At 44.9% G+C, this 14,848-nt stretch carries 16 protein-coding genes; 13 read left to right on the forward strand and 3 right to left on the reverse strand.

The annotated features are described in order from the left end of the window. Nucleotides 1–60 precede the first annotated feature (60 nt). From flgN to flgA, 3 genes are all read right to left on the reverse strand, one after another. Nucleotides 61–492 (reverse strand): flagellar export chaperone FlgN, encoded by a 432-nt coding sequence (gene flgN / locus BZA03_RS00220; RefSeq protein WP_110287675.1) that lies wholly within the window; start codon nt 490–492, stop codon nt 61–63. A gap of 39 nt (nt 493–531) precedes the next feature. After that, on the reverse strand, nt 532–861 hold the full coding sequence (gene flgM / locus BZA03_RS00225) for a flagellar biosynthesis anti-sigma factor FlgM (protein WP_014948589.1): 330 nt from the start codon (nt 859–861) through the stop codon (nt 532–534). Between the two features lie 102 nt (nt 862–963). Then, a complete protein-coding gene (gene flgA / locus BZA03_RS00230) occupies nt 964–1,680 on the reverse strand; it encodes a flagellar basal body P-ring formation chaperone FlgA (RefSeq protein WP_014948590.1) in 717 nt (238 codons plus the stop codon). A gap of 277 nt (nt 1,681–1,957) precedes the next feature. On the opposite strand from flgA, the gene BZA03_RS00235 reads away from it, so the two are divergent. The 13 genes from BZA03_RS00235 (at nt 1,958) to flgL (ending at nt 14,844) form a co-directional block, all read left to right on the forward strand. Further along, nucleotides 1,958–2,887, forward strand: a complete 930-nt coding sequence (locus BZA03_RS00235) for a chemotaxis protein CheV (RefSeq protein WP_014948591.1) — start codon at nt 1,958–1,960, stop codon at nt 2,885–2,887. Between the two features lie 15 nt (nt 2,888–2,902). Continuing rightward, nucleotides 2,903–3,733 carry a protein-glutamate O-methyltransferase CheR gene (locus BZA03_RS00240; protein WP_014975874.1) on the forward strand — a complete coding sequence of 277 codons (831 nt, stop codon included), beginning with the start codon at nt 2,903–2,905 and terminating at the stop codon, nt 3,731–3,733. A 202-nt stretch (nt 3,734–3,935) separates the two neighbouring features. Next, on the forward strand, nt 3,936–4,370 hold the full coding sequence (flgB, locus tag BZA03_RS00245) for a flagellar basal body rod protein FlgB (protein ID WP_014948594.1): 435 nt from the start codon (nt 3,936–3,938) through the stop codon (nt 4,368–4,370). 2 nt (nt 4,371–4,372) lie between these two features. Further along, the gene (gene flgC / locus BZA03_RS00250) at nt 4,373–4,795 is read left to right on the forward strand and encodes a flagellar basal body rod protein FlgC (protein ID WP_012517627.1); all 423 of its coding nucleotides are present in this window, start codon (nt 4,373–4,375) and stop codon (nt 4,793–4,795) included. A gap of 31 nt (nt 4,796–4,826) precedes the next feature. Continuing rightward, entirely contained in the window at nt 4,827–5,513 is a 687-nt protein-coding gene (gene flgD, locus BZA03_RS00255) for a flagellar hook assembly protein FlgD (RefSeq protein WP_012517628.1), read from the forward strand. 14 nt (nt 5,514–5,527) lie between these two features. Beyond that, nucleotides 5,528–6,913, forward strand: a complete 1,386-nt coding sequence (gene flgE / locus BZA03_RS00260) for a flagellar hook protein FlgE (protein ID WP_110287676.1) — start codon at nt 5,528–5,530, stop codon at nt 6,911–6,913. Between the two features lie 224 nt (nt 6,914–7,137). Beyond that, nucleotides 7,138–7,881 (forward strand): flagellar basal body rod protein FlgF, encoded by a 744-nt coding sequence (locus tag BZA03_RS00265; RefSeq protein WP_012517630.1) that lies wholly within the window; start codon nt 7,138–7,140, stop codon nt 7,879–7,881. A 46-nt stretch (nt 7,882–7,927) separates the two neighbouring features. Further along, nucleotides 7,928–8,716 (forward strand): flagellar basal-body rod protein FlgG, encoded by a 789-nt coding sequence (gene flgG / locus BZA03_RS00270; protein ID WP_014948598.1) that lies wholly within the window; start codon nt 7,928–7,930, stop codon nt 8,714–8,716. A gap of 11 nt (nt 8,717–8,727) precedes the next feature. Then, nucleotides 8,728–9,408 carry a flagellar basal body L-ring protein FlgH gene (flgH, locus tag BZA03_RS00275; RefSeq protein WP_014948599.1) on the forward strand — a complete coding sequence of 227 codons (681 nt, stop codon included), beginning with the start codon at nt 8,728–8,730 and terminating at the stop codon, nt 9,406–9,408. A gap of 22 nt (nt 9,409–9,430) precedes the next feature. After that, nucleotides 9,431–10,543: a flagellar basal body P-ring protein FlgI gene (locus BZA03_RS00280; protein ID WP_110287677.1), complete on the forward strand. Its 1,113-nt coding sequence runs from the start codon at nt 9,431–9,433 to the stop codon at nt 10,541–10,543. Between the two features lie 60 nt (nt 10,544–10,603). Next, a complete protein-coding gene (flgJ, locus tag BZA03_RS00285) occupies nt 10,604–11,554 on the forward strand; it encodes a flagellar assembly peptidoglycan hydrolase FlgJ (protein ID WP_110287678.1) in 951 nt (316 codons plus the stop codon). Nucleotides 11,555–11,570: 16 nt separating this feature from the next. Further along, complete coding sequence (gene flgK / locus BZA03_RS00290; protein ID WP_110287679.1) at nt 11,571–13,613, forward strand: flagellar hook-associated protein FlgK; 2,043 nt, start codon at nt 11,571–11,573, stop codon at nt 13,611–13,613. Between the two features lie 7 nt (nt 13,614–13,620). After that, entirely contained in the window at nt 13,621–14,844 is a 1,224-nt protein-coding gene (flgL, locus tag BZA03_RS00295; protein ID WP_110287680.1) for a flagellar hook-associated protein FlgL, read from the forward strand. Nucleotides 14,845–14,848: the final 4 nt, after the last annotated feature.

The raw sequence follows: 14,848 nt of genomic DNA on the forward strand, positions 1-14,848 counted from the left end.
TACCGGTTAAGGCTTAATGGTTAAAGCTCGCTGAGTGGGGTTTACTGAAATCGCAAAAAATTAGGCGCTCACTCCCGACCCTAAAGTCCCGCCTTTCGGCTTTCCTTTTTTGTCATAGGTGAGCGATTCTTTGGCACGCACTTCCATCATCAAGTTACGTAAGTGTGTGAGGCGTAGCTGTCCTTGCTCTACGGCTTTTTGATTGACCTGCGTGCGGTATTTGCAATCGTCCAGAAGTTTCTTTGCATTAGCCATTAATGCTTCATCTTCTTCTGACATTGAGCCTTGATCGTTAATTGTGCGCTCAATGCTTCCATCGAGAGCCTGAATAGACGTTAACAGTGCTATCTTTTCGTCTAATAAGTTCATTAAAGATTCTGCGTCTCGCGAACTGATAAGTTGCAATTCTTTTTCAAGCAATACTGCAAGTGAAGACAGTTGCTCCACTTGCTTTGTTAGTGCTTGTGTCAATTGGCTTGCTTGTTCAGTCACGTTAGCTCTCTTCTGGTTAGTTACGAGTTTTGTCGCTCACTATTTAGCGCCAAAAATCTCACCTTCTAGTTTTGCAATCTTGTTGGCAAGCACTTCAGGATTAACTTTATACTCGCCACTTTGAATCGCTCGCTTAAGGCGATCGACTTTATCTTGGTTCACAGGCGCTTCCGAACCTTTCTTCTGAACCTGGTTGAGCTGCTGAGCAGATTGCGTCAACGATACAGAATCCTGACGCGGAACTGATGCGGTTTGCGCAGCCTGTGTTGATGCCTGCTGTGGAGATTGCTGCGTTTGGTTTTGCTGTGCAACCTTTCCATTATCAACGGGTGTTTTCGGTAACCCATTGTTTATATTGTTAATTGCCATAATTAGTCCTCACTACTTTTTCGCCTCTGTAAAGTGTATCGGCCTTTTGGCTAATTTCTTTAGCTAAATTGTGAACAAAAAAGTAGATATTCGCTGCCTCGTTTATAAGTGTATCACGACTTCTTCAGGGCTTGCGACTCTTGCTATCACCGCCTTTTGGCTACTGGCATTAATTACCTTAATATTGTCACCAACAACACCGTCTTGCTGAGCGATTCCGGCTGTTTTCACTTCCATACCTGCTACCTCAGCAGTTATGGTAATTCTGTCGCCTTTGCACACAAAGCATAGCATATTTGACTGTATAGCTTGTCCGTCAGTCACTCGGCGTTTTATTCTAGCCCCAATAAGTGCTTCTAGCTCAGTAAATGCGGTATGGCGCAATCGTCTTACATCAACTTTTGCCAGAGAGAGATTCGATGATGTTAGTACGGTTCCTGGACTTATTGCGCCTTGAGTGACAACAATTTCTTTGGTACGCGTTACTTGCCCGCTGGTAAAAAGGTACCATTCATTATTTCTACAGCTCACTCTAACTGATATATACGATTGGCTCAGCGCTTCTTGCGACGCATTGTATTCGAACCCAGTTGGGCAGTCAGGAATATTTATCCTATCGTCTATCTTCACAATAGACACATCAATGCTAGTATCCTGCGTATTATCAGCAAGTTGAGTTATTAGGTATTGTTTTGCGCCTTCTTCAACCTGTTTGTGATTGGTTTGTGTCGCCAAGCAGTTCATAGAAAGCACACTGAAAACGGTCAATGACAGTAATCGTGTGAATGTAAGGCGCGTTTTGGCGTTCATATTTTTCATCATGACTTTTCGTGTTCAGTTTACAAGTTATTGACTATGCTTAATACGGCCGGTTTGCTTAGTGCAAATAAATAACAGCCAAAGTAAATCCATAAGGTTTACAAGCACGAGCGTCAACGCAGGATCATTGACTAAGTTAAGGTATAAACCCTACTAAAGACTGAAAAATGCTATTTAGTGTCATTTTTCTGTCGTTTGACCTGCAAAAATTTAGTGATATTGTCTATCTTTATCATAAGAGGCAATGATCATGCCCAGTATTACTTAGAGGTGACCTATGTCGGGGATTTTAGATTCAGTAAACCAGCGCACGCAGCTTGTTGGGCAGAATCGCTTAGAGTTGCTGCTGTTTAGACTGAACGGCCGCCAACGCTTTGGAATTAACGTTTTTAAAGTGCGGGAAGTGCTTCAGTGTCCTCCGCTAACAGCAATGCCGAAATTAAACCCGTTGGTTCGTGGTGTGGCGCACATCCGTGGTCAAACCATATCGGTCATTGATTTAAGTATGGCAACACGCGGCCGTAAAATTGAAGATCTCTCTAATGCCTTTATTGTTATTGCGGAATATAACCGTTCAGTTCAGGGCTTTTTGGTGGGTGCCGTAGAGCGTATCATCAACACCAATTGGGATGCGATCATGCCGCCACCTCAAGGTACTGGCAGAGCAAGCTATTTAACGGCGGTGACTGAAGTTGAAAATGAACTTATTGAAATTCTAGACGTTGAGAAAATTTTAAATGAAATTTCTCCGTTGAATGCCGAAGTAAGTTCAGAGGTGGCAGAAGGTCTGACAACCGAAGGCCAAGAGAACAAAATTATCTTTATTGCAGATGACTCTGCGGTAGCGAGAAACCAAGTTAAAAAGGCCCTAACTTCACTAGGCTTAGAAATTGAGCTAGCTAAAAACGGTCTTGAAGCATTAAACAGGCTTAAAGAAATTGCGGAAGAGTATGGCGATGTAACGAACCGTGTAGGCGTGCTGGTCTCAGATATCGAGATGCCAGAAATGGACGGCTATACACTAACCGCCGAAATTAAGAATACGCCTGAACTTCAAAAGCTTCATGTTGTATTGCATACGTCGCTCAGTGGTGTCTTCAACCAAGCTATGGTGCAGAAAGTAGGGGCTGATGACTTTATCGCGAAATTCCACCCCGATGAACTTGCTACCGCGGTACAAAAGTGGCTAATGACTGAGTGCGAATAACGGAGCAAGATAGGATTGGCTAATAAAGACGTTTCGCCAGCAAGTTACCTTAAGTTTAGAGAGTTTTTGGAAAAGCAATGCGGCATAGTATTAGGTGATAATAAACAATACCTGGTGCGCAGCCGTTTAGCTTCATTACTCTATAAGCATAAGTATGAGTCTGCTGACGAACTGATTGACGTGGTTGTGAAAGGGTTCGACAGAACTTTACTACAGAACGTTATTGACGCAATGACTACAAACGAAACGTTGTGGTTTCGAGACAACTATCCCTTCGATTTACTTGTAAAAGAGTTACTACCAACACTATCGGCAAAAAATCAGAAGCTTCGCATATGGAGTGCCGCTTGTTCGTCTGGACAAGAGCCTTATTCTATTGCGATGTCTGTACTTGAATATCAGCGCCAAAGGCCAGGTGCATTAAGAGCGGGTGTTGAAATTGTTGCTACAGATTTATCGTCAGAAATGCTGCAAAAGTGTGAGTTAGGTATTTATGACGAACTGTCCCTTGCAAGGGGATTGTCCCCGCAAAGGAGACAGGCCTTTTTCCAGCAAAATGATAGCGGGCTTATGCAGGTAAAACCCGACGTTCGTCGGATGGTAAGCTTTAGAAGTCTAAATTTACTTTCGAGCTATGCAGCACTTGGCCGCTTTGATATCGTTTTTTGCCGTAATGTTTTAATTTATTTCTCGGCCGAAGTAAAACAACGCATCCTGCAACAAATTGCCGGACAGCTGCAGCCTCAGGGTGTGCTTTTCCTTGGCGCCTCTGAATCAATCAGCGCTGCAAGTGATACCTACAGTATGGTTAAGTGCCACCCTGGCCTTTACTATCAAAAAAAATGATCTAACTTATCGGCCTGATAACTAATACTTTTTTTACGATCAGGTCGACATTTTTGACTTACACCCTCCGTCAAAATCTCATTATGGCATTTGCCTTGCTAACTATTTCTACAAACGACAGTAAAACGGCAAGATTCGATATTTAATTGTCCGCTTACATTGTCACCACGAAACAAATTTTTAGTATGTCAGAGGTCATGTTATGGCTATTAACCTAGATAAGCTGGTTGGCTTTCATGAGTCAGCACTCACTATACGCACAGAGCGTATGGAAGTGATTTCTGGAAATCTAGCGAACGCAAACACGCCTGGTTATAAAGCGCGGGACATTGATTTTAATAAAGCAATGCAGTCGGCTATGCGAGAAGCATCTGGTGGTACAGCCAATCACGCTTCTTCAGGAATGGTGCGGACAAATGATCGCCACTTAAGCGGCAATTCTACGTCAGTAGCGGCAAACTTTGACATGCAATACCGCATCCCAACACAACCAGACACTGGCGACGGTAATACGGTTGAAGTTCAAGCGGAAAGAAATCGGTTTTTAGACAATGGATTGCGCTACCAAGCCAGCCTAGAATTTTTGAACGGAAAAATTAAAGGCATGAAAAAAGCGCTTAGCTCAGGAGGTCAGTAGTCATGAGTTTATTTAATGTAATGCAAATTTCGAGTACGGGTATGGAGGCGGAGAATGTACGTCTTAATACTACGGCAAGTAATATTGCCAACGCTAACTCGGTTAGCAGCAGCTATGACGAAACATACCGAGCTCGCCATCCAGTTTTCGCTACGGCGTTGCAAGATGCAATGCGCGACCAGTCGAAAGGTGCAGGTGTTCAAGTAAAGGGTATTGTAGAAAGTGATGCTCCTTTGCAAGTGGAGTATTCACCTAACAACCCGATGGCAGATGAAAACGGCTACATCTATAAACCCAACGTGAACATTGTAGAAGAGATGGCGAATATGATGTCAGCGTCTAAAGCGTATGAAACTAACGTGCAGGTTGCGGACACCACAAAGCGTATTTTCCGTCGCGTACTGCAGCTAGGTCAAGGGCAGTAACTTGCCGCTTGAATAATGTGAGGATTACTCAGTGAATACCATAAACAATACTGGCTTAAATACTGATCTGTATTGGCAAGAGGAAACCGTCAAAATAGCTGACGGCACCGAGCAGCAGTTAACCCAGGAAGATTTCTTCTCAATGTTAACTGAGCAGTTAGCCAATCAGGATCCCACTGCACCCGTTGATAACGATCAAATGGTAGCGCAGATGACATCATTTACGATGGCCGACGGTATTTCCCAGCTTAACGAAAAGTTTGAGTCGTTTGCAGCTTCAATGACATCGAATCAAGCGTTACAAGCTTCTAGTCTTATCGGGCAAAACGTTCTGGTTCAAGGTAACGTGGGTTATATGGCCAATGAAGGCGATGGCATTTCGGGTGTCATCGTGAATGAAAAAACAGTTCAGAATATGACGATCACTATTGAGAACCAGTTTGGTGAAGTCATAAAAACCATTGATGCAGGCACACAAAGCGCTGGCAACATTGAGTTTGAATGGGATGGCAAAGATAAGCATGGCAACCAGATGGCACCGGGTGAATATGTTATCAGTGCCACTGGCGAATTAAATGGAGAGGGTGTTCAGCTGAATACCGCCGTTAATCGCCATGTTGGAAGTGTAAGCTTGGCTGGTAGTGGTCAAGGCGTAATTTTGAATTTGGATGGTGATGTCAGTATCAATCTTGATGACGTCATTCAAATCGGCAGTTAGTAGGAGAATCAATAATGTCTTTTAATATTGCACTGAGTGGCGTATCAGCCGCACAAAAAGATTTGGATGTAACCGCCAACAACATCGCAAACGTAAATACAGTTGGCTTTAAAGAATCTCGCGCTGAATTTGGCGATGTTTATGCGGCATCACTGCTTTCAGGTGGTAAAACTAAAGTAGGTGACGGTGTACTCACTCAAGAAGTTGCTCAGCAATTTTCTCAAGGTAGCCTTCAGTTTACCAATACCTCGCTTGATTTGGCGATCACGGGTAATGGTTTCTTTGCGACAGTACCTGAAATTACGTCTCGCGACTTCTCGTTCACACGTGCGGGTCAGTTCAAGTTAGATAGCGACAATTTCGTGGTTAATAGTAACGGCGATAACTTATTGGGTTTCCCCGTTAACTCTGATGGTACAAGTGCCTCGGTAGCACTTAGTACTACTGAGCCAGTGCGTATTCCAGACTCTTCGGGTTCTCCCGCACAAACCACAGAAGTTGACATTCGAATGAACTTGCCTGCTGGTGATGCAGCCCTAGATCCACAAGATTTTGACCCTGAAGATCCGCTTACCTACAACGCAGCAACATCGGTAACCGTTTACGATTCGTTAGGTGATAGCCACGTAATGACCTATTACTTCATAAAGGATGCGACACCAGGTGTTGATAATGAGTGGTATGTTGCTACTGCAGTAGATGACACGCTAGTTGATATGACAGATTCAGCGGGTAATGACACAGACCCAGCAACAGCAGTAAATAGTGTCGGTGGTAACACTGGTAACGCCGTAACAGCATCTAAACTCATCTTCTCTCAAGGCGGTGATTTCGCTGGTATGGAAACGCCTGATGGCCTACCTACACTTGATTTCAAAATGGAAACAGAAGCGCTAGGCGCAGGTATTCTTGCTAATGGCTCAGATCCTACGCAGCAAATAAGTATAGATTTCAACCTCGATGTTAATAGCGCTACGCCTAATGAGCCGACTCAGTTCGCCTCTGCGTTCGAGGTTACATCATTAGAACAGGATGGTTTGCCTGTAGGTCGATTGACGGGTATCGATATCGGTCCTGACGGCCTGGTTCGTGCAACGTTCTCTAATGGTACGTCTGAACCTATTGTTCGTGTCGCTTTGGTTCGCTTTTCTAATGAACAAGGCCTAACTCAAGAGAGCAGTACTCAGTGGAAGGAAAGTATTCTTTCTGGTGAGGCACTAGCGGGTGAAGCAACAACTGGTACTTTCGGCGAAATTAACTCTTCGGCGCTAGAACAAGCTAACGTTAACCTTACCACTGAGCTCATCGATATGATTATCGCTCAGCGTAACTTCCAGGCAAACTCGCGTGCGCTTGAAGTGAACAACTCGCTAAACCAGACTATCCTTAACATTCGATAGTTTGCAGTAAGCTACATTAGCAGATTGCTAAGCGGCAAATTTTAGGCGCGGAAAACCGTACCTATTTGACCCGATTTAGAAAGGTCGCAACAATGCGACCTTTTTATTTTTCTATATATATCAATTCAATACCGCCCTTATTTTTCAATTGCACTAAATATCCACAGATTGGCACTGCCTTTGCAAAATCTTGTTTAAGGTTTAATCAGAGTCAAAAGTCAGTCATGGACAAACTTCTCTATATTTCAGCAAGTGGCGCCTCCCAAGACCTACTAGGAACAGGGATTAGGGCCAATAACTTGGCTAATGCACAGACAACGGGATTCAGAGCGCAGTTAGAGCAGGCAAGGTCAATGCCGGCCTACGGCGAAGGTTTGCCGACCCGCGTGTTTTCCATGACAGAAAGCCCGTCGAATAATTACGAGTCGGGCCCAATGATTAAAACAGACCGCGATTTAGATGTAGCCATTCAAGGTGATGGTTGGTTCGCTGTACAAGATCAAAATGGTCAAGAAGCTTACTCGCGTGATGGAAATTTCAAGTTGGGCGATGACGGAATTTTGACAGATATCCACGATCGCGTCGTGCTTGGTGACAATGGGCCAATATTCCTTCCCGTTCCTTTAGATAATCTCAATATTGCGGCCGATGGCACGTTGTCAATGAGACAGTTAGGTGCCCCTGCTAATGTTATTGAAGAAGTGGGGCGACTTAAATTAGTTAGCCCAAACTATGCAGACATGGAACGTGGGAACGACGGCTTATTTAGAATGGAAGATGGCTCAATAGCGCCAGCCAATGCCAACGTAAAAGTAATGTCGGGCATGCTTGAAGGTTCCAACGTCAATGCGGTTGACGAAATGGTAGACATGATAAGTCTGCAGCGTCACTACGAGCTTCAAGTCAAAATGATGAAGCAAGCAGAGAAACTAGATCAAAGTGGCAATGCGTTATTACGCATTCTGTAAACGAATTTTTATCATCGTTGCCCCATGAGCAACGTCGGAGGTTAACATGCATCCAGCACTATGGATAAGTAAAACCGGACTAGACGCCGCACAGACTGATGTGGCAGTGGTATCTAACAACCTAGCCAATGCGTCAACAGTGGGCTTTAAAAAAGACCGCGCGGTGTTTGAAGATTTGCTTTATCAGAATATCAATCAGCCAGGCGGTCGTTCGTCTGCTGACACAGAGCTACCTTCTGGGCTTATGCTTGGTTCAGGCTCGAAGGTCGTTGCTACTCAAAAAGCACATACGCAAGGTAACCTGTTAACCACTGAAAACGCGCTTGATATGTCAATTCAAGGCCGTGGTTACTTTGAAATATTGCAGCCAGACGGCACCATTGCATATTCGAGAAATGGTCAGTTTTCACTGAACGACCAAGGCCAAATTGTTACATCTGGCGCGGGCTTTTTGCTTCAGCCTGAAGTGGCTATTCCCGAAGATGCGCAACAAATCACAATATCTCAAGATGGTGAAATTAGCGTGAGCATACGGGGCCAAGCTGAACCGCAGGTACTCGGTCAGCTTAATATTTCTGACTTTGTTAACCCAACCGGATTACAACCAACCGGACAAAACCTTTATGTAGAGACAGCGTCAAGCGGTGCGCCTATTCAGGGGATCCCTGGTCTGCAAGGATTGGGGTACATCTCACAAGGCACGTTGGAAACCTCTAACGTGAACGTGACTGAAGAGTTAGTAAACCTTATCGAAAGCCAGCGCTTGTATGAGATGAACTCAAAGGTTATCTCATCGGTCGACCAAATGCTTGGTCAGGTTATTCAGCAACTTTAGTAGGTAGCATCATGCGTATTTTAGGTTTATCTGCTGCACTTCTGATACTTGGCGGTTGCGCCAGTACAAACGAGCCTCCTGTTCAGGCAAACGACCCGTCGTTTGCACCGGTAGTGCCAGATTACCCGCGTGAAACGGTAGTAGAGGATGGCTCGCTTTTTCGTTCGCAGCTTGCTAACAACTTATATTCTGACGTTACCGCAAGAAGAGTCGGTGACATCATCACTGTAACGTTAAGCGAGAATACCCAAGCGAGCAAATCAGCCGACACTAGCACAGCGAAAGATTCAAACGTCAATCTTAACCCTATTACCGGGCTTGCTGGGCAAGCGATAAACATTGGCGGAGAGTCCGTACAATTAGGAATAAGTTCATCCCGAGATTTCTCCGGTGATGCCACTGCTAACCAAAGCAACAGCTTAAACGGCGCTATCTCCGTTACTGTGGTCGACGTACTTCCTAACAGCAACCTTGTTATTCGTGGCGAAAAGTGGCTAACCCTGAATCAGGGCGATGAATATATCCGTCTTACCGGCATCATTCGTCCGGCAGACATTAGTCCCGAGAATGAAATCGTGTCCACTAAGGTTGCAAATGCGCGTATCCAATATTCGGGTACGGGAAGTTTTGCGCGAGCACAAGAAAAGGGTTGGTTAACCAAGTTCTTTGATTCTGCTTGGTGGCCTCTTTAGGTTTTAGGATAGGAGAGTGAACATGCGTTTGTTTTCAGTAGTATTAGCCGTTTTCACAATGCTTTTATCTTCACAGGCAGGTGCGCAGCGCATTAAAGATGTAGCGAGTATTCAAGGCGTACGTAGTAACCAGTTAGTGGGATATGGTCTTGTTGTAGGTTTGCCTGGAACGGGTGAACAAAGCCCGTTTACCGAACAAAGTTTCAGAACCATGCTGCGTAACTTTGGTATCAGTCTTGACGCTAACACTAAGCCCAAAATACGAAACGTGGCCGCAGTGGCGGTGCACGCCGACCTGCCTGCTTTTGCAAAACCCGGACAAACCATTGATATTACGGTTTCTTCAGTTGGCGAAGCGGCCAGTCTTCAAGGCGGAACACTGCTCCAGACGTTTCTTCGCGGTGTTGACGGTAAAGTCTACGCTGTAGCGCAAGGCAGCTTAGTCGTGAGCGGGTTTGGCGCACAAGGCGGTGATGGCTCTCGTATTGTCGTTAATACGCCAACGGTAGGCAGAATTCCAAACGGTGCGATGGTAGAGCAATCTGTACCAACAGGCTTTGCCAATGGCGACACGTTAACGCTTAACCTCCATTATCCAGATTTCTCAACAGCCAAGTCGCTTGCAGATACGATCAACGAGCGCTTAGGTGCACAGCCGGAAAATGGCTATGTTATTGCTAAGCCCATTGATGCAGCGTCTGTTCGAGTGTCGGCCCCGCGAGATGTCGGTCAGCGCGTGGGCTTTTTGGCTACCTTAGAAAACTTCGAATTTACACCAGCTGATGCGCCAGCGCGTGTGGTAATAAACAGCCGCACAGGAACCATTGTTATTGGCAGTGACGTTCGCTTGTTACCAGCAGCAATTACTCACGGCGGGCTAACGGTGACCATCTCTGAAAATCAGCAAGTTTCTCAACCTAACGCGTTTGGTGAAGGGCAGACTGCTGTTACCACTCAGTCGATTGTTGATGTCGATTTGGCAGATAGCCGCATGTTTAAGTTTGAGCCAGGCGTTACTCTGGACCAGCTTGTGCGCGCGGTCAATGAGGTGGGCGCTGCGCCGGGCGATTTAATGGCAATTTTGGAAGCATTACGTCAAGCAGGCGCATTGCGTGGAGAGCTCGTTATTATTTAAAACGAGCAAAGAGCATTTACGAGACGTTAGTAAAAATAAGGTCACAGCGGAATAAGCACGATGGAATCACTTAGCACAAAAAGTCAGCTTGATATGGCTCGCAATGTCCACGATATGGGCAGCATAAACAAAATGCGTAAAGCCATTGCGTCGGGCGACGAGACGGTATTGCAAGAAGCTGCCCAGCAGTTTGAAGCGATATTTGTGCAAATGATGTTGAAATCAATGCGTAAAGCGCAAGATGCCCTTGCTGACGAAAATAGCCCATTTAATTCGCAGCAAGTTAAATTTTATCGTGATATGCACGACCAACAGCTAGCGACAGACCTCACTTCCGGTGGTGGCTTAGGTCTCGCTGATGTCATTGTTAAACAGTTAGGTCAAACTGAGGATAGCTATACGCCTGCCAGTGTAATCAGAAGTGACGGTGACTTATCATCACTTAACAGAAACCGTGTGTACAACGTAGCTGAGGCGCAGGATATTGCCCTTTCTTCACAGTCTATTCGTAGCCAGTCAGCACAAAAAGATGCCATGTTCGAAAGTCCCGAGCAGTTTGTAGAGAGCCTAATGCCAATAGCTGAGAAAGTGGCAGAAAAATACGGAATGGATCCTAAAGCAATAATTTCCCAAGCCGCAGTTGAAACCGGGTGGGGGAAATTTGTTATCCATAAAGCGGATGGGGAAAGCTCGCACAACTTATTTGGCATCAAAGCAAATAAGGGATGGCAAGGAGAGCAGGCTGTAGTCGACACGTTGGAATTTAACAATGGACTACCGCAAAAACAAAAGGCTGCTTTTAGGTCCTACTCGTCAGTAGAAGACGCAATGGAAGACTATGGACGCTTTATCACATCACAGCCTCGCTACAGTCATGCTGTCGAGAATGCTTCTGACGCAGCGCGCTATACCCATGCGCTTCAAGAAGCGGGCTACGCTACCGACCCTGAATACGCGCGCAAGATAATGGCAGTGTATAACAGCGATCGTCTCAGCACGTTAATGCCATAGCATTGGAGATTACATTGTGAGTTCTGTCGATTTATTCTCATTAGCGACCAGTGGTGTTAACGCCAGTAGTAAGCTATTACAAACGACCAGTAACAATATTGCCAACGTCAACACGCCAGGCTATGTTCGCGAGCGCACTGAGCTTCAAAACAGCCAAGTCTTCGGTGTAGAGATCGGCAATACCGAACGTATCATCAACGTATTTGCTCAAAATCAATTGCGCAGGGACATTACTTCTGTCGGCGAGCTTGAGGCATTCTCTAGTAAAACAGCGGCCATTGACAATCTATTAGCGAGTGAGGCTAACTCCATCTCCCAAGGATTGAGCGAGTACTTCGCCGCGTTGCAAACAGCTGCTGACGATCCTACTAACCTGGCGTCTCGCGACCAAGTGTTAGGGAAATCTGAGTCTTTGTACCAACGAATGAAGACACTGTCTGATTATATGTTGGAGAAAGAAGAAGAATTAAACCTAGAGTTCACGTCGATGGTGAATCGAGCGAACACCTTGATTGGCAATATTGGCGATCTAAATCGCAATATTGTTATTGCCAATGGTAACAATACCAGCGACCAGCCTAGCGCATTGCTTAATGAGAGAGATCAAGCGATAGACGAGCTCGCTTCAATCATGGGAATAACAGTTAAAGAAAGCACCACGCAAAATGGAGCGGTAACAATTAACCTGACTTCTGGTGAGTCATTGGTATTAGAAAATGGCGCATTTAATTTATTTGAACTGAATACCAATGCTGACTTAACGTTCAAGCAGCTTAAACTAGAAACAAACTTTGGCTCACAGACAAAAGCTGATGCCTCAATACGTATCGTAGAAGATGATTTAGGTGGCGCACTTGGCGGTTTATTCGAGTACAGAAACGAAATTTTAGGCCCTGCAATGCGGGATGTTGGTCAGCTATCAGTAGCATTCGCCGATGCAATGAATACGCAAAATAAATTGGGGATGGACTTAGACGGCCAACTTGGTAGCAATATTTTCGATATACCTTCGTTTCGCGGATTAGCATATAGCGATACCAATGGTGACTATGTTGTAACTGCACAAATTACCGAAGGTAAAGGTGCAGAGCTAACGGATGCTGACTACAAAATTGAGGTGACGGCAGTAACTGCGGGCGTGCCTAGCCAAATAGAAATTACGCTATTAAATGCAGATGGCACACCGAAAAAAGACGCTTCTGGCAATGATATTATCTATTCCAATTACGCGGTTACAGCTGGGTTTAATGAATTGCCCGGTGGTATTGAAGTTGATTTCTCAGGAACCGATCCCTATACCGTGGGTAATGAGTTTCTCATTCAGCCAACTAAAGATATCGCGTCTAAGATTACACTAGAGACAAATCGCCCTGAAGATTTAGCGTTTGCAAGCCCGGTGAGAGCAGGAGCAAATAATACAAATTTGGGAAGCGCAAATGTCATTGACGTTACGGTATCTAACACAGAAGTCGGCGCTTCTGCTTTTGACGGAGCGGGTGGGTTGTTAAATTCAGCGCCAGCTCAAATTAACTTTACGGCCGCAGGTACATACGACGTTGTAGATGGAAGCGGTAATGTTTTAGCTACAGTAACTGGCACAACTGATTTAACTAACCTCATTAGTCAAGCGGGAATAAGCCCAGATCCAGGCTTTGATTTGAGCTTGGATGGCGTGCCAAAAGCTGGGGATAGTTTCTCGATCAGCTATAATACAGATGGCTTTAACGATAACAGTAATGCGCTTAATTTAGCGGCTATTCAAAACGAAAATACGGTGCAAGTGAGCAGTGAGGCAACGAATACACCACGTACCTTCCAAGATGCTTATGCATCTATGGTTGGCCGAATTGGTGAAGATGCCTCGATGGCAAAAGTAACACTTGCTTCAGCGGAAGCCATGAAGGTTCAATCGCAGAATTGGTTTGAGTCTGTCTCTGGCGTTAGCTTAGACGAAGAAGCCGCAAATTTAATAAAGTATCAACAAAGCTATGCTGCCGCAGCGCGAATTTTGTCTACGGCGCAAGAATTGTTTAATACCATTTTGCAGTCAGCAAGGTAGGTGAGTTATGCGTATATCAACGAATCAAATTTATGATCAAAACATGCGCTCGATTATGCAAAATCAGGGCGATTTGGCAAAGACTCAAGAGCAGCTAGCTTCTGGAAAACGCATTATCACTCCGAGTGACGACCCTGTTGGTGCGGCAAAAGTATTACGTTTAACCGAAGAAATCGATGAGCTAACCCAATTTCAGCGCAACAATGATCTAGTAACAGGTTCGCTCGAACAGCAGGAAGCGGTATTGACGAATATTACCAATTCGGTTAACCGTGCTAGAACATTAATCGTTCAGGCGGGAAATGGTATTTTGGATGATCCTGACAAACGAGCTATCGGGTCAGAGTTAGAGCAAATTAAGCTCGAAATATTTGATTTGATGAACACGCAGGATGCAGATGGTAATTACCTGTACGCAGGTTATCAATCTGGCAATCAAGCATTTACTTTTAACCCGGCTTCGGGAGGTAATGCAATATCCTTTTCGGGCGATGCCGGCGTAAACTTCATTCAGCTTTCAAATAGCTCGAAGATTCAGTCTACCAGTAACGGGTATGAAGTTTTTGAGAACGTACTATCTCGTTTCAACTTTTCAGTAACAGCGAATACGGTAACCTCGTTAGAGGGAGCGACAATTATGGAGCAAGGTACTTTCGATACCTTTTTTAATAATAATTATGATAATGCTAACCTAACAAACAACGACTTTAGGGTAGATTTTCTCGGAACAGGTCAGGCTCAGCTTGTTAATCAAAACAGTGGTGCAGTTATTGAAACGGTAGGCTACACCTCAGGAGAGCCCTTTACGCTGAAAGGTATGCAATTTGAAGCTGTTGCGTCACCAGGCGACTCGATCAGTTTTTCTCTAGATCAACCTGAGAAAAAAAGCATGGCACAAACAATCCATGAAGTGCAGTCTTTACTATCAGACACTTCAATTAATCATGGAGCGCTACAGGATGCTATCGCCGATGCATTGGTAGGTCTGGATAACGGCCTAGAGAAAATATCTCTAGAGCGCGCTTCCTTGGGAAGTCGCTTGAATATCGCTGAAAGTACTTATGAAAGTAACCTAGACATGGAAATTGCAGCGAAAGCCCAGCGCTCTTCAATTCAAGATGTTGACTACGCTGAAGCATCGACTGAATTTGCGAAACAGGAAACCGCGTTAAGTGCGGCACTGGCAACATTTCCGCAAATTTCCAACCTTTCCTTATTTAACTACATTTAGTCGG

This window comes from Alteromonas sp. I10 (assembly GCF_003201515.1).
In the GTDB taxonomy this organism is placed as follows: domain Bacteria; phylum Pseudomonadota; class Gammaproteobacteria; order Enterobacterales; family Alteromonadaceae; genus Alteromonas; species Alteromonas macleodii.

Excerpts from the sequence above, each read along its gene's own strand:
- BZA03_RS00265 (WP_012517630.1), top strand. The coding sequence starts at position 7,138 with ATGGACAAACTTCTCTATATTTCAGCAAGTGGCGCCTCCCAAGACCTA.
- flgM (WP_014948589.1), bottom strand. The coding sequence starts at position 861 with ATGGCAATTAACAATATAAACAATGGGTTACCGAAAACACCCGTTGAT.
- flgG (WP_014948598.1), top strand. The coding sequence starts at position 7,928 with ATGCATCCAGCACTATGGATAAGTAAAACCGGACTAGACGCCGCACAG.
- flgC (WP_012517627.1), top strand. The coding sequence starts at position 4,373 with ATGAGTTTATTTAATGTAATGCAAATTTCGAGTACGGGTATGGAGGCG.
- flgE (WP_110287676.1), top strand. The coding sequence starts at position 5,528 with ATGTCTTTTAATATTGCACTGAGTGGCGTATCAGCCGCACAAAAAGAT.
- flgL (WP_110287680.1), top strand. The coding sequence starts at position 13,621 with ATGCGTATATCAACGAATCAAATTTATGATCAAAACATGCGCTCGATT.
- flgB (WP_014948594.1), top strand. The coding sequence starts at position 3,936 with ATGGCTATTAACCTAGATAAGCTGGTTGGCTTTCATGAGTCAGCACTC.
- flgJ (WP_110287678.1), top strand. The coding sequence starts at position 10,604 with ATGGAATCACTTAGCACAAAAAGTCAGCTTGATATGGCTCGCAATGTC.
- BZA03_RS00235 (WP_014948591.1), top strand. The coding sequence starts at position 1,958 with ATGTCGGGGATTTTAGATTCAGTAAACCAGCGCACGCAGCTTGTTGGG.
- BZA03_RS00280 (WP_110287677.1), top strand. The coding sequence starts at position 9,431 with ATGCGTTTGTTTTCAGTAGTATTAGCCGTTTTCACAATGCTTTTATCT.
- flgH (WP_014948599.1), top strand. The coding sequence starts at position 8,728 with ATGCGTATTTTAGGTTTATCTGCTGCACTTCTGATACTTGGCGGTTGC.
- flgA (WP_014948590.1), bottom strand. The coding sequence starts at position 1,680 with ATGAAAAATATGAACGCCAAAACGCGCCTTACATTCACACGATTACTG.